This is a genomic window from Parafrankia sp. EUN1f, from assembly GCF_000177675.1.
GTDB lineage: Bacteria > Actinomycetota > Actinomycetes > Frankiales > Frankiaceae > Parafrankia.
The window spans coordinates 32,535-46,303 of sequence record NZ_ADGX01000068.1; the positions used below are offsets into that span (position 1 = coordinate 32,535).

A 13,769-nucleotide genomic window follows, 5' to 3' on the forward strand; every position below is an offset into this window, starting at 1 on the left:
GCGGCCGCGGATGCCGGTGTTCGCCGGTTGCGGCGATGGATCAGCACGGTGGTGTGTGTGACGGCGGTGGGCGGGTAGGCGCAGGGAGCGGTGCGATCCGCGGTTCCTGTCGGTCTGCTCCGCGGCTCGGTCTGCTCCCGGCTGGTGATGGGTGGCGGGGCGACTGATCGGCTCTGGGGCGACAGCGCGGAGCCGAGTCGGGTGGGCGGCGAATCGACCCGATAAATGCATATGTCAGCAGGATGAGGAGTGCGTGGTGACAACACAGAAGCGTCGTCCTACGACCACCGACGCGGGGATACCTGTCGCCAGCGACGAGCATTCGCTGAGCGTAGGGGCGGACGGCCCACTGCTGCTTCAGGATCATTACCTGATCGAGCAGATGGCGAACTTCAACCGGGAGCGCATCCCGGAGCGGCAGCCGCATGCGAAGGGAGGTGGGGCGTTCGGGGCGTTCGAGGTCACGCAGGACGTCAGCGCCTTCACCCGGGCGGCGGTGTTCCAGCCCGGGACGAAGACGGATGTGCTGATCCGGTTCTCCACGGTGGCGGGGGAGCGGGGCAGCCCGGACACCTGGCGTGACCCGCGCGGGTTCGCGGTGAAGTTCTACACCTCGGAAGGAAACCTGGACATCGTCGGGAACAACACGCCGGTGTTCTTCGTCCGGGATCCGATGAAGTTCCAGCACTTCATCCGGTCGCAGAAGCGCCGGTTGGACAACAACCTGCGCGACCATGACATGCAGTGGGACTTCTGGACCCTTTCACCGGAGTCCGCCCACCAGGTGACCTGGCTGATGGGGGACCGCGGCATCCCGCGGACCTGGCGGCACATGAACGGCTACTCCAGCCACACCTACATGTGGATCAACGCGGCGGGTGAGCGGTTCTGGGTGAAGTACCACTTCAAGACCGACCAGGGGATCGACTTCCTCGTCCAGGAGGACGCCGACAGGCTGGCCGCGGCCGACGCCGACTACCACCAGCGTGACCTGTACGAGCACATCCGGGACGGGGATTTCCCCAGCTGGACGCTCAAGATGCAGATCATGCCGTTCGACGAGGCGAAGTCCTATCGGTTCAACCCGTTCGACCTGACCAAGGTGTGGCCGCACCGCGACTACCCGCTGCGGGAGGTCGGCCGCCTCACGCTGAACCGCAACGTCACCGATTACCACACCGAGATGGAACAGGCCGCGTTCGAGCCGAACAATCTTGTCGCCGGTACCGGCCTGTCGCCGGACAAGATGCTGCTGGCCCGCGGGTTCAGCTACGCCGACGCTCACCGCGCCCGGCTCGGAGTGAACTACAAGCAGATTCCGGTGAACACGCCGAAGGTGCCCGTCCACAGCTATGCCAAGGACGGTGCGATGCGCGTCCAGAACGCCTCCGACCCGGTCTACGCGCCGAACTCCTACGGCGGTCCGGTGGCCCAGCCGGAGCTGACCGACGACGGCGGCCACTGGTTCGCCGACGGCGAGATGGTCCGCACCGCCTACACCCTGCGCCGTGACGACGACGACTGGGGCCAGGCCGGCACCATGGTCCGCGAGGTTCTCGACGACGCGGCCCGTACGCGACTGGTCGACAACATCGTCGGCCACCTGCTCGACGGCGTGAGCGAGCCGGTCCTCCTGCGCGCGTTCGAGTACTGGCGCAACGTCGACGAGGCTCTCGGCAAGCGCGTCGAGGAGGGCGTGCGCACCAGGCAGAAAGCCGCACAGCGGTCGAGCCCGGCGCGTCCTGGCGCCCAGGCTTAGGCCCGCCCGGCAGCCGGCCCGGGGCCCGGTGCGTTTCCGCCCTGTCAGGGTGATTTGCCCCTGACGGGGCGATTCCCACCCGGTTCCGGGCACGGCCCCGAGCGGGCGGCCGGCCCGGCGCTCAGAACGCGCCGCCGCTCGCGGCGATGGACTGGCCGGTGACCCAGGCGCCGCCGGGGGAGACGAGAAAGGCCACGGGTCGTACGGGCTCAGGCTCCGTGACGCGGTCACCGGTGCCGTAGGTGAGAGGTGGGGCGCTGTGCCGGGCCCGGCTCGTGACGCGCTCGTCCAGCTTGTCACCCCTGCCGGCGGGCCGTCCGTTCCCCTGCCGGGGCAGCGTCCCCCGGTCCGAACCCCCGTCTGCTTTCATCATTTTGTCTATCGGGATTGACGGCAATTGGCCTCCATGCCTACGGTTTAGCCGCAGCCGTTGCCCGCGGACGTGAATGATCCGGCCGCCGCCCTCCGACGGGGAGGAGAACCGCGTGCCCGCAGCGTGTCGCCCCGCGAGCCGGGACGAAGCCCAGCACCAGCAGCCGCTCCCGCACCAGCCCCCCACGGGGCAGCGGCCTGGCGGGCTCGCGTCGCTGGCGTTCCTGACCCCGGGGAACTACCCGGACGACGACCCGTACTCCGGCCTCGAGGCGACCCTGCAGCTGTTCGAGTTCGGGGAGCGGCTCGGCTTCGACGGCGCCTGGATCCGCCAGCGGCACCTGGAACACGGTGTGTCGTCGGCCGCGGCCTTCCTCGCCGCGGCGACCCAGCGCACCAGGCGGATCGAGCTGGGTACCGCGGTGATCCCGATCGGCTACGAGAGCCCGTTCCGGCTCGCCGAGGATCTCGCGACCGTCGATGTGCTGTCGTGTGGCCGGCTGCAGCCCGGGTTCAGCGCCGGGACCCCGCCGCACGCCGAGCTGCTTGGTGATCTGGTCTTCGACGGCGACTGGCGAAGCCACGACCTGTCCTACGGCCGGATCAGCCGGCTCGTCGAGGCGCTGCGCGGGGGCTATCTCGGCGACGAGGAAACCGTCATCCACTCACCGGGCAACGTGCAGCGGCCACGCCAGCAGCCGCATGCCGCGGGGCTGGCTGACCGGGTGTGGTACGGCGGCGGCAGTCTGCGGTCGGCCCGGTGGGCGGGTGAGCACAGGCTGAACCTGCTCACGGGCAACGTCATCGACGGGTTCGTCGCGGACGGTGAGAGCACGGACGACTTCGTCGCCGCGCAGCTGGCGCTGCTGGACGTCTACCGGAAGGCGGCGGGCCCTGGCGACCCGACCAGGATCGCCCTGGGCCGCGTCATCGTCCCGACCGACAGCGCTGACCGGGTGACCCGTGAGCGTTACCGCGCATACGCCGCGAGCCGTCACGAGCGCACACTGCGTGCTCATGGCCCGCGCCGGACCTTGTTCGCCCCTGATCTCGTCGGCCCCGCCGAGGAGATCGTCGCCCGGCTGCGGGCCGACGCGGCGGTGGCCGCCGTGCGTGAGCTGCGCGTCGAGCTGCCCTACGAGTTCGACCGTGCCGAGTACGAGCAGATCCTGCACGACGTCTCCCGTCTCGTCGCGCCGGCTCTCGGCTGGCACGCCGCGACGGCGCGTGCCGGCGCCGCGCGTGCCGCCGCGTCGGCCGGGCCCCGCCCAGGCCCGGCGGGGGAGCCGTTGTGACGGTGCGCGACGTCGACGTGGTCGTGGTCGGCGGCGGTGTGATCGGCTCGGCCGCGGCCTGGCAACTGGCACTGCGCGGGCTGGACGTCGTCCTGCTGGAGCGTTTCGGCCCTGGGCACGTGCGCGGCGCGTCGCACGGCGCGTCACGGATCTTCCGCGTCTCCTATCCGGACGAGGTCCACATCCGGCTCGCTCAGGAGGCGCTCGAGCTCTGGCGCGAGCTGGAGGACATCACCTGGTCGGCGTTGCTCACCATCACCGGTGGGGTCGAGCACGGCGACCATCCCTACCTCGACGAGCTGGCCGACGGACTGGCCCGGGCGGGAGTCGCGCGGGAGTGGCTGAGTCCCGCCGAGGCGGCCGACCGTTGGCCGGGTCTGCGATTCGACGCCCGGGTCCTGTTCCACCCAGGCTCCGGACGGCTGCACGCGGACCGGTCGGTCGCGGCCCTCCAGGCCGCCGCCGTGAAGCAGGGTGCCCTGGTCCGGCACCACGCGCGGGTCACCGCGGTGACCGTCCGCGGCGACGCGGACGTCGAGATCGTGCTCGACGCGGCCGGCGCCTCGTCCGGGCTCGCCACCGCGGCGGCCGACGGCCTGGTCGACCGTTATCGCGCCAGGCGCGTCGTGATCGCCGCCGGGGCGTGGACGCAGGCCCTCCTGGGCGGGCTCCTCCCGCTGCCGCCGCTGCGGGTGACCCAGGAGCAGCCGGCGTACTTCGCGCCGCGGCGCAGCGCCAGCGGTGCGGGCGGTACCGGCGGTGCGGGCGGTGCCGGCCGTTTGGGCAGCGCGAGCCCCGCCGGCGGCGGCTGGCACGAGGAGTGGCCGGGCGACTGGCCGACCTTCGGCCACCTGCTGGCGCCCGGTTCGGACGACGGCCTCGCCTACAACGGTGGTGTCTACGGGCTCGCGACCCCAGGAGAGGGAGTCAAGATCGGGTTTCACCGGGTGGGGCCGGTCGTCGACCCGGAACACCGTGACTTCCGCCCCGAGCCCGAGCAGCTCGACGCGCTGCGGCGGTACGTGGCCGCCTGGGTGCCCGGCGCCGACCCCGACGACCTCGTCCCGATCAGCTGTACCTACACCTCCACTCCTGACTCGGTCTTCGTCCTGGACCGGCATGGACCCCTCGTCGTCGCCGCCGGCTTCTCCGGCCACGGGTTCAAGTTCGCGCCGGCGGTCGGCCGGATTCTCGCCGACCTCGCCGTCGACGGACGTCCCACCGACCCCCGGTTCTCCTCGCGGCGCTGACCACGATCGCCCGACGTCCGGCGATGCGATGGCGCCGGGCGTCGGGCGATGGCGCCGGGCGTACTAGGCGCTGCGGGTGGGCGGGGTGTCCCAGTCGGGCAGAAGCGCGGACGGATCCGTGAAGGTGGTGAAGTCGGTCGTCTCGCGGAAGGCGGGGAGCTGGTAGAGGGCGCGGGCGTAGGACCACAGCAGCGGGAAGTCCGACAGCGGCGGCAGGACCGCCGGATCGCCGGCGCGGCCCCGGTAACGAACCAGGGACACCCACAGCCGTACATCGGCCTCTGTCAGCTGCCCGCCGGCCAGGTAGTCGGTGTCGGCGAGCCTGTCCTCGAGCCGTGCGAAAGCGCTGAGGAGCGTGGCGCGGATGGCGGTGTCCCGAGCCGCCCGGTGCACGCCGTGGTTCACCTGCGGGCCGATCCAGGAGTCGAGCTCGGCGATCTCGGCGCGCAGGTGCTCGGGGTAGGTGTCGGTGCCGTTCGACCAGGCGCCGAACTGGGTCGCGAGGTCGAGCCCGAGCGTGACGAAGTCGTTCGAGACGACCCGGCCGGTCTGCCGGTCCCACAGGGTGGGTACGGAGACGTGGCCGTCGAAGCCCGGCTCGGTCGCCTCGTAGGCGTCACGCAGCAGGGTGAATCCGTTCACCGGGTCCGGGCCGTAGGCCTCCCGGAACGCCCAGCCCCGGGCATCGCGGGTGCCGTCGACGTAGGAGACGCTGATGACGTCCTCGAGCCCGTGCAGGGCACGCTGCAGGAGGACCCGGTGTGCCCAGGGGCAGAACCAGCCGGAGTAGAGGTGGTAACGGCCGGGCTCGGCCCGGTATCCGCTGGAGCCGTCCGCGGTGATCCGTCCGGCGAACCGGTAGAGCGGGCGGGCGTCGGCGGGGTCGCGCCTGATCGTGTATTCGCCGTGGGTCGCCACGTCGGTGGGAGTGGCGAACGCCGGCCTGGTGCGCTGGGTGGTGTCCGTGGGCTGGGGCATGAGGGTCCTCTTCCTCCTCCGGTCCGGCTTCTGCGGGCAGTGCGTGGCGGGTGGGCGGTCGGTCCGGTGGGCGGTCAGTAGTGGATCGGGCCGGGGGTGCCTCCGCCGGCGGCGATCGACTCTCCCGTGATGGCCGCGGCGACCGGCGAGACCAGGAACGTGACGACGGCCGCCACCTCGTCGGCTGTCACAACGCGGCCGATGGCGACGCGGTCACCGAAGGCGGCGTACTGCTCCTCGTCCAGCGAGATCGTGCCGCCGTGCTGGTCCGTCCTGGTGAACCCGGGGTGCACTGCGTTGACGGTGATGCCACGCGGCCCGAGCTCGTCGGCGAGCGTCTTCGTCAGCGCGACGATGCCGGCGTTGCGGATCGAGCCGCCGACGATGCCGACCTGGCGGGCGGCGAGACCGCCGATGTTGACGATCCGACCCCAGCCCTGCTCCACCAGGTGCGGGATGACCTCCTGCGCGGCGCGCAGGTAGCCGAGCACCTTGACGTTGAAGTCGTCGGCGGCGTCCGCGGTGGCCAGTGCCCGGACGTTGCCCGGGGTGCCCGACCCGCCGACCCGGGCCGCGTTGTTCACCAGGATGTCGACCCCACCGAGCTCGCTGACGGTGCGTGCGACCAGCTCGCGCACGGACTCGTCGCTGCCGGTGTCGGCGACGACCGGTACCACGACGCCACCGGTCGCGCTGGTCGAGAGCTCGGCGGCGGTCGCCTTGAGCCGCTCCTCGTCGCGTGCGGCGATCACCACCTGGACGCCCTCGGCGACCAGCGCGGCCGCGATGGCCCGCCCGATCCCGCGGCTCCCGCCGGTCACGATCGCGCGGCGTCCGTCAAGTCCCAGATCCATTATCCGCTCACCTTCGATAGATGTACTCGTCGCGCGGTCGCGTCCACGATGACGAAGAAAGAGAAGCACGAGACAGCCGTGGTTCGCGGCGGACTCCGCATTGAGCCTTTTCCTTCGTCGACTCGGACCCGTGGCATCCCCGACCGTGCACCGTGCGCCGTGAGATGGAAAAGGCCTATTGGCGCGGAAGAAACGGCGGGAGACGCGTCCGCTTCGCCGCGGGCAGGCCGGGTGGGTGCCGTTGCCCCAGCTGTCGGTGCCCCGGCTACCGAAGTCAGCTACCGACGCCGGATGTCATGGCGGCCGGCGTCCGGTCTCAGGTCGAACCCGCGCCCATGGGTAGTGGAACCGCCATCGACACTGGTCCCGGGCCTGGCGGCCGGCGGACGGCGGCCGAGGCAGGGGACGGCGGTCGGTCTCATGGCGCCAGCATAGTTCATTATCTCGATCGGTCTAGTAGTGATGCGCCATCGCTGTCGTCGCGGGGTGCCGAAGCCTCGGGCGGGCCGGCGGGGATCGCCGTCGCCGCGAGGCTGCCGATCACAATTGAGAAACATTTCAGCAGTATTTTCTCGGGGAATTGCCGGATCGGTTGACGCGGGTTGTTTCGCGGTGCGACGCTCGCAGTCGGACCCGCCGAGAAAACCCGCGCCAGGGGAGGTCCGTGAATTCGGCGTGGCCCCGGTCGCGTGATGGTGCCGTCCGTGGTGCACGCCCACTTCGGTCGACATTCGTTTCCGGTTGCCGCGTGCCACCGGCGATGCCACGCCCGGCGGCCGACGCGGCGGCCGGCCGGGTGTCCGAGGAGAGCGACCCGCCATGCCCCTGCACCTGCACTGGTATCTGCCGACGAGAGGCGATGACCGGGGCATCGTCAGTTCGAACGGCGAGGCGGACTTCGGTGCGGACGGCGCGCGCAACCCGCGGTTCCGCCCGCCGACGATCGAGTACCTCGGTCAGATCGCCCGCGCCGCCGAACAGCTCGGATACGAGGCCCTGCTCACGCCGACCGGGCTGTGGTGCGAGGACGCCTGGATCGTCACCGCCGCGCTCACCCAGGTCACCAACCGGCTGCGGTTCCTCGTCGCGTTCCGGCCGGGGCTGATCTCCCCGACCCTCGCCGCGCACCAGGCGGCCACCTTCCAGCGGGTCTCCGGCGGGAGGCTGCTGCTCAACGTCGTCACGGGCGGAGACTCGGCCGAGCAGCGCCGCCTCGGTGACCATCTCGACCACGACCAGCGCTACGCCCGGACGGACGAGTTCCTCACGGTGCTGCGCGGTGTCGCGGGCGCGAAACCGGCCTTCAGCTTCACCGGCGAGCATTACGACATCCAGGAGGCGACCGTCGACGTCGCGCCCTGGGGGCGACCGCCGATCTTCTTCGGTGGAGCAAGCCCCGCCGCCGAGCGGGTGGCCGCCCGGCGGGCCGACGTCTACCTGGCCTGGGGCGAGACTCCGGCGCAGATCACCGAGCGGCTTGACCGGATGCGCTCGCTGGCTGCGGCGGCGGGCCGGGCGGACGAGCTGCGTTTCGGTATCCGCTTCCACGTGATCAGCCGGGACACCGCCGCGCAGGCGTGGGCCGAGGCCGACCGGCTGCTCGCCGGCCTCGACGACGCGCGGATCGCCGCGCACCAGGCCGTCTTCGCCGCGAGCGAGTCGGTCGGCCAGCGCCGGATGGCCGCCCTGCACGGCGGCGACCGCACGAGTCTGGAGGTGTACCCGAACGTCTGGGCGGGCTACGGGCTCGTGCGCGGCGGGGCGGGCACGGCGATCGTCGGCAGCCACGAGCAGGTCGCCGAGCGCATCGAGGAGTACCACGCGCTCGGCCTCGACCACTTCATTCTCTCCGGCCAGCCGCATCTGGAGGAGGCTTACCAGATGGCCGAAGGTGCGGCGGAGCTGCTGCGTGCGCGTGGCCTGCTGGCGGCACGGAGGCCCCACGATTCGGCTGGCGGTGTCCCCGGCGGCGAACTGCCGGCGGGAGCGGTCCGGTGACCGTCGGGGAGCGGCCGACCGGCGGGGAGCGGCCGACCGTCGGGGAGCGGCAGCGGCGGCTGACGTTCGGGGCGCTGCTGCACGGGTCCGGCGGTCACATCGCGGGCTGGCGGCATCCGTCGTCGCCACCGGGCGGGCAGCTGGACCTCGGCCACCACATCCGGGTCGCCCGCATTCTGGAGCGCGGCACCTTCGACGCGCTGTTCCTCGCGGATGTCGTCGCGATCTGGGGCCATGATCTGGACTCGTTGCGCCGCACCGCTCGGGCCGACCACTTCGAGCCGCTCACCCTGCTCGCCGCGCTGTCGACGGTGACCGAACGGATCGGCCTCGTCGCCACCGCGACGACCACCTACAACGAGCCCTTCCACGTGGCGCGCAAGTTCGCCTCGCTCGACCACATCAGCGGTGGCCGGGCCGGCTGGAACGTGGTGACCTCGGTCGTCCCGTTGGAGGCGGGCAACTTCGGCCGGGACACCCACCTCGATCACCCGCTGCGCTACCGGCGGGCCGAGGAGTTCGTCGGTGTGGTCCGCGCGCTGTGGGACAGCTTCGCCGACGGCTCGGTGGTCCGCGACCGTGCCGCGGGCCGCTACTACGACCCGGCCGGGCTGCGCCCGCCGCATCATGCGGGCGAGCACTTCACCGTCCGCGGGCCGCTGAACATCTCGCGGCCGCCGCAGGGCCACCCGGTGATCTTCCAGGCCGGCTCGTCGGAGACCGGCCGGGACTTCGCCGCCCGCCACGGCGAGGTGATCTTCACGGCGCAGGTGACGCTGGAGGGCGCCCAGGCCTTCTACGCCGACATCAAGGCCCGGGCGGCCGCGCACGGCCGCGATCCCGACCGGGTGGTGGTGTGGCCGGTGCTCGCGCCCTATGTCGCGAGCACCGAGGCCGAGGCCCGGGCCCGGCTCGACGAGCTGCAGGGGCTGGTGCACGACGACGTCGCACGTCGGCTGGTCCAGGACAACATCGGCGACGTCGACCTGTCGGCGTACTCGCTGGACGGACCCGTCCCCGATGTCGGTGTCACCAACCGCAGCCGGAGCCGGCAGGACATGCTGCTGGACCTCGCGCGGCGGGAACGGCTGACGATCCGGCAGCTCGCGCTTCGCTTCGCCGCGGCCTCCTCGGTGGTGGGGACCCCGGAGGCGGTCGCCGACCACATCGAGCGCTGGTTCCGGGCCAGGGCCGCCGACGGCTTCAACATCAGCTTCCCCTACCTGCCCGGGCCGGCCGAGGACTTCGTCGACCAGGTCGTTCCCGAGCTGCGCCGCCGCGGGCTGTTCCGCGCCGAGTACGAGCAGACCACGCTGCGCGGGCACCTGGGCCTGGGACGTCCCACCAGTCGGCCGGCCGCCGCCGCGCCCGAGGTGACAACGCGATGACCGCGCAACCGGGGCCGCCGCCACGGTCGGGGCCGGGGTCGGTTGCGGGCTCGGCGCGCCGCCGGGAGCTGCACCTCAACGCGTTCCTCAAGCCACCGGGGGAGTTCCTCGCCGCCTGGCGGCACCCGAACGCAGCCGCGGACGCGGGCGTCAACATCCGGCATGTGATCGAGCTGGCCCGCACCGCCGAACGGGCGCGGTTCGACGCCGTCTTCTTCGCGGACCTCGTCGGGGTGCCCTTCGCCGGGCAGGAGGTGCTCAGCCGGGTCTCCGTCGTCAACGACTCCTTCGAGCCGACGACGCTCATCGCCGCGCTGGCCACAGCGACCAGCCGGATCGGGCTGATCGCGACCGCGTCCACCACCTACAACGAGCCCTACCACCTGGCCCGGACGTTCGCCTCCCTCGACCACATCAGCGGCGGCCGGGCCGGCTGGAACCTCGTCACGTCACTCAACGACGCCGAGGCGCGCAACTTCGGCCTCGACCGGCACGTCGACCACGAGCTGCGGTACGAGCGTGCCGCCGAGTTCTTCGCCGTCGTGACCGGGCTGTGGGACAGCTTCGACGACGACGCGTTCCGGCACGACCAGAAGTCCGGCATCTACTTCGACGAGACGAAGCTGCACCGGCTCGACCACCGCGGAAAGCACTTCGCGGTCACCGGGCCGCTCAACATCCCACGCCCGCCGCAGGGCCGCCCGGTGATCGTGCAGGCCGGTGCCTCGGACGCCGGCCGGGCGCTGGCCGCCTCGGTGGCCGATGTCGTGTTCACCCAGCACGCCGACCTGGCCGGCGCGCAGGCGTTCTACGCCGATCTCAAGGCTGGAGCGCGGGCGGCCGGGCGCGATCCCGACGACATCGTCGTCCTGCCGGGCCTTTCGACCATCGTGGGCCGCACCCTCGGCGAGGCGGAGGACAAGCTCGACCGGTTGACATCCCTGCTGGACCCGCGGGTCGCGCTCGCGGATCTCGCCTACTGGCTGGGGGGCGTCGACCTGACGGCCCACCCGCTGGACGGGCCGCTGCCGGACCTGCCGCGTTCGAACCAGAGCCAGTCCGCCCAGCGGGCCATCGTCGAACGCGCCCGGGCCGGCGGCCTGACCATCCGCCAGCTCGCCCAGCAACGTGCGCGCGACGTCAGGACCGTGGTGGGGACGCCGGAATCGATCGCCGACCACATCCAGGAATGGTTCGAGGGCCGCGGCGCCGACGGCTTCAACGTCATCTTCCCGTATTTGCCGGACACACTCGACGACTTCGCCGCCCTGGTGATTCCCGAGCTGCGCCGCCGCGGCCTGTTCCGCACCGACTACACCGGGCGCACCCTGCGGGAGAACCTCGGCCTGCCCCGCCCGGCGAGCCGTTGGGCGGTGCCCTGAACGACCTGGAGCTCACACCGCAGAACGCGTGCCCGGGCTTCGCTCTCCGGTTTCCGAAAAGCGAAGATGGTCAGGCCGCGCCCATGATTCCGCATACCAGTGGCCGCGTCCCGACTGAGGCCGACGCGCCTGGTAGGCGCGCCTGACGCTAGGGTCAGCATTGATCCCTATTTGACCGGATCGGGATCGGGACCTTGGGCGGGAAGGCGGCAGGGTGCGCATGAGCAGGTTCCGCCGTGTTCTCGAACCAGGCCCCGATGCGCGGATGGGCCGGCGGGCGCGCCTGGCGGTGGCCGCACTAGGTGCGGTGATCGTGCTGGGCGGCGGTATCGGGTTGGCCGTGTCCCTGACCGGCGCCGACGGCAGCGCTCAGTCCGCGGCGAGAACCAGGGTGCTGATCCTGGGCGATTCGGTCACCCAGCAGACCGCCGGGGACTACACCTGGCGTTACCGGCTCGCCCAGCACCTGAACCTCAGCGCGCCCGGCGCCGTCGACTTCGTCGGGGACCGCATCGACGTCTGGGACAACACCGCCGACAAGCCCGGTTCGAACGACTACGTCGACGCCTGGTTCGACCGGGATCATCACGCGGTCTGGGGTGACTCCACCCGCAAGGAGCGCGACGCGGTCGAGGGCCTGCTGCGCGCGACCCCCGCCGACGTGCTGATCGTGGCGCTCGGCGCGAACGACCTCACCTATTCCTCGTCCCCGCAGCAGGCCGCCGACGACATGCTCGCGCTGATCAACAACGCGCGCCGGGTGAACCCCGACATCGACGTCGTCGTCGCCCAGGTCCTCGACCGCTCCGACTACGTCGGCGGGCGGGACCTGCAAGCCCAGGCAACCGCCTACAACACCGTGCTCGACCAGCAGGTCGGCAACTGGCAGACCCCGACGTCGAGTGTCGTGGTCGCCCGCACCTACCAGGACTGGGACCCCTACCGGTACACCTGGGACGGCTCTCACCCCAACCCCGCCGGCGAGTACGTGATCGCCCGCGGGGTCGCGAACGCACTGGCCCAGCTCGGGATCGGCGCGACCTTCGGCCCGCTGTACGGTGACCTGCCCTGGCCGGCGACCGGCAGCGCCGTCACCGTCGACGGGCAGCCCGGCCAGCTCGCGCTGAGCTGGGCGGCGACGCCCGGCGCGACCGCGTATCTCGTCGAGCGGCGAGTCCTCTCGCGTGGCGAGCAGGAGTTCCAACGCCAGCCCGGCAGCCTGCCCGCCAAGCCCGGGACGAACACCTGGACGACCGACACCCTGCCGGCGGGAACGATCGCCGAATACCGGATCGTCCCGGTCAAGGGCACCATGACCGGTCAGCCCGGCTCACCCGGCCGCGCCACCACCCGCTGACCCCTTCGGGGCGTCTCCCGGACCGGGGAGCCTTCCCGGCCGCACCGCTCGGCGCAGGCTCGCCAGGAGATCGCCACCGACCTCTTGACCATACACATGTCTAACTATGTATGGTGCGGCGGCCCAGCCGGGTTCAACCGTCGATACCCGACGGAGTTCAGGAGCGGTCATGCCGGTGTCAGTGACGTTCATCAATGGTCTTTCAGGAGCGTGGTCGAACCTTTTAGGGGTAGCGCATGAGCGCCCCCTGTAGCGCCGCCTTCCGCTCGCTGGCGGAAAAGCTCGGTGGTATCTCCTGCGACCCCGACCCGGCGGCGAGCCTGCGGTCACCCGCTGATCTGGTGAACTGGACCCTGCCGGTCATCGAGATACTAATGATCGGCGGTGCGGTGCTCGCGCTCGCGCACGCCTTGCGGATTCGCCGGAGCACCGGCAACCCCGCATATCTGGCGTTGTGGTTCGCCCCGATCGTCTACGCGCTGGTCATCGAGCCACCGCTGTACTTCCCGGAGCAGTTCGGAATCGACGACCGCATCGACCTGATCTTCGTGCACAACGTGTTCACCGTGCAGTTCATGTTCGACCGGCTGCCGCTCTACATTCTCGCGGTCTATGTCGCGGTTCCCTACCTGGCCTGCGCGCTCGTCGACCGGATCGGCGTGTTCGACCGGCGGGGGCGGCTGGTCGGCTCGATCTGCGTCGGGTTCGTCCACCAGTGCTTCTACGAGATCTTCGACCACATCGGGCCGCAGCTACGTTGGTGGGCCTGGAACCCGGACGCCGCTACCAACGAGCCGGCTCTCGGGTCGGTGCCGCTGTCGAGCACGGTGATCTTCGGTCTGGTGGGGCCCGCGATCCTCGCCTTCTGCTGGCGCGCGCTGATCGCCGAGCCGGCCGGACGTCGCACGCTCGGCAGCACCGGCCTGGTCGGGCGGGTGGTCGCGGCGGGTGTGCTCACCCCGGTGCTGCTGCCTGTCGCCGGTGCGCCGCTGGGCTATCTCACGACCGTGCGCAATCCCAACCACGCGCTGATGGCGGCCGTGTTCGGCGTGATGCTCGCGGCCGCCGCCGCCGTCGCGCTGCCGGCGCTGGCCCAGGGCCGCCTGCGCCCGCCACCCGCGCCACCCGCGCCACCC

At 71.5% G+C, this 13,769-nt stretch carries 11 protein-coding genes; 8 read left to right on the forward strand and 3 right to left on the reverse strand.

Annotated features, from left to right (window positions below; all coding sequences use genetic code 11):
- Positions 1 to 256 precede the first annotated feature (256 nt).
- Positions 257 to 1,759, forward strand: a complete 1,503-nt coding sequence (locus FREUN1FDRAFT_RS20525; protein WP_006542083.1) for a catalase — start codon at positions 257 to 259, stop codon at positions 1,757 to 1,759.
- A gap of 121 nt (positions 1,760 to 1,880) precedes the next feature.
- Here FREUN1FDRAFT_RS20525 and FREUN1FDRAFT_RS20530 read toward each other — a convergent pair whose 3' ends face one another.
- Positions 1,881 to 2,129, reverse strand: a complete 249-nt coding sequence (locus FREUN1FDRAFT_RS20530) for a hypothetical protein (RefSeq protein ID WP_157475082.1) — start codon at positions 2,127 to 2,129, stop codon at positions 1,881 to 1,883.
- Between the two features lie 76 nt (positions 2,130 to 2,205).
- Between FREUN1FDRAFT_RS20530 and FREUN1FDRAFT_RS20535 the strand changes: the two genes are divergently transcribed.
- Positions 2,206 to 3,426 carry an LLM class flavin-dependent oxidoreductase gene (locus FREUN1FDRAFT_RS20535; protein ID WP_006542085.1) on the forward strand — a complete coding sequence of 407 codons (1,221 nt, stop codon included), beginning with the start codon at positions 2,206 to 2,208 and terminating at the stop codon, positions 3,424 to 3,426.
- Positions 3,423 to 4,676 (forward strand): FAD-dependent oxidoreductase, encoded by a 1,254-nt coding sequence (locus FREUN1FDRAFT_RS20540; RefSeq protein WP_006542086.1) that lies wholly within the window; start codon positions 3,423 to 3,425, stop codon positions 4,674 to 4,676. Before FREUN1FDRAFT_RS20535 ends, FREUN1FDRAFT_RS20540 begins: the two co-directional genes overlap by 4 nt.
- A 63-nt stretch (positions 4,677 to 4,739) precedes the next feature.
- On the opposite strand, the gene FREUN1FDRAFT_RS20545 is transcribed toward FREUN1FDRAFT_RS20540, so the two are convergent.
- Together FREUN1FDRAFT_RS20545 and FREUN1FDRAFT_RS20550 are read right to left on the reverse strand one after the other, a co-directional pair.
- Positions 4,740 to 5,654, reverse strand: coding sequence for a glutathione S-transferase C-terminal domain-containing protein (locus tag FREUN1FDRAFT_RS20545; protein WP_006542087.1), 915 nt, complete (start codon positions 5,652 to 5,654; stop codon positions 4,740 to 4,742).
- A 74-nt stretch (positions 5,655 to 5,728) separates the two neighbouring features.
- Positions 5,729 to 6,508, reverse strand: a complete 780-nt coding sequence (locus tag FREUN1FDRAFT_RS20550; protein WP_006542088.1) for an SDR family NAD(P)-dependent oxidoreductase — start codon at positions 6,506 to 6,508, stop codon at positions 5,729 to 5,731.
- 819 nt (positions 6,509 to 7,327) lie between these two features.
- Here FREUN1FDRAFT_RS20550 and FREUN1FDRAFT_RS20555 point away from each other — a divergent pair.
- The 5 genes from FREUN1FDRAFT_RS20555 to FREUN1FDRAFT_RS20575 form a co-directional block, all read left to right on the forward strand.
- Positions 7,328 to 8,506, forward strand: a complete 1,179-nt coding sequence (locus FREUN1FDRAFT_RS20555; protein WP_006542089.1) for an LLM class flavin-dependent oxidoreductase — start codon at positions 7,328 to 7,330, stop codon at positions 8,504 to 8,506.
- Positions 8,503 to 9,894, forward strand: a complete 1,392-nt coding sequence (locus tag FREUN1FDRAFT_RS20560; protein WP_006542090.1) for an LLM class flavin-dependent oxidoreductase — start codon at positions 8,503 to 8,505, stop codon at positions 9,892 to 9,894. Before FREUN1FDRAFT_RS20555 ends, FREUN1FDRAFT_RS20560 begins: the two co-directional genes overlap by 4 nt.
- Positions 9,891 to 11,276, forward strand: a complete 1,386-nt coding sequence (locus tag FREUN1FDRAFT_RS20565) for an LLM class flavin-dependent oxidoreductase (RefSeq protein ID WP_006542091.1) — start codon at positions 9,891 to 9,893, stop codon at positions 11,274 to 11,276. The genes FREUN1FDRAFT_RS20560 and FREUN1FDRAFT_RS20565 overlap by 4 nt, the downstream gene beginning before the upstream one ends.
- A 220-nt stretch (positions 11,277 to 11,496) precedes the next feature.
- On the forward strand, positions 11,497 to 12,633 hold the full coding sequence (locus FREUN1FDRAFT_RS20570; RefSeq protein ID WP_006542092.1) for a GDSL-type esterase/lipase family protein: 1,137 nt from the start codon (positions 11,497 to 11,499) through the stop codon (positions 12,631 to 12,633).
- A 236-nt stretch (positions 12,634 to 12,869) separates the two neighbouring features.
- On the forward strand, positions 12,870 to 13,769 hold a 900-nt coding region (locus FREUN1FDRAFT_RS20575), incomplete at its 3' end, for a hypothetical protein (protein ID WP_006542093.1).

Excerpts from the sequence above, each read along its gene's own strand:
- FREUN1FDRAFT_RS20530 (WP_157475082.1), bottom strand. The coding sequence starts at position 2,129 with ATGAAAGCAGACGGGGGTTCGGACCGGGGGACGCTGCCCCGGCAGGGG.
- FREUN1FDRAFT_RS20535 (WP_006542085.1), top strand. The coding sequence starts at position 2,206 with ATGATCCGGCCGCCGCCCTCCGACGGGGAGGAGAACCGCGTGCCCGCA.
- FREUN1FDRAFT_RS20545 (WP_006542087.1), bottom strand. The coding sequence starts at position 5,654 with ATGCCCCAGCCCACGGACACCACCCAGCGCACCAGGCCGGCGTTCGCC.
- FREUN1FDRAFT_RS20550 (WP_006542088.1), bottom strand. The coding sequence starts at position 6,508 with ATGGATCTGGGACTTGACGGACGCCGCGCGATCGTGACCGGCGGGAGC.
- FREUN1FDRAFT_RS20555 (WP_006542089.1), top strand. The coding sequence starts at position 7,328 with ATGCCCCTGCACCTGCACTGGTATCTGCCGACGAGAGGCGATGACCGG.
- FREUN1FDRAFT_RS20565 (WP_006542091.1), top strand. The coding sequence starts at position 9,891 with ATGACCGCGCAACCGGGGCCGCCGCCACGGTCGGGGCCGGGGTCGGTT.
- FREUN1FDRAFT_RS20570 (WP_006542092.1), top strand. The coding sequence starts at position 11,497 with ATGAGCAGGTTCCGCCGTGTTCTCGAACCAGGCCCCGATGCGCGGATG.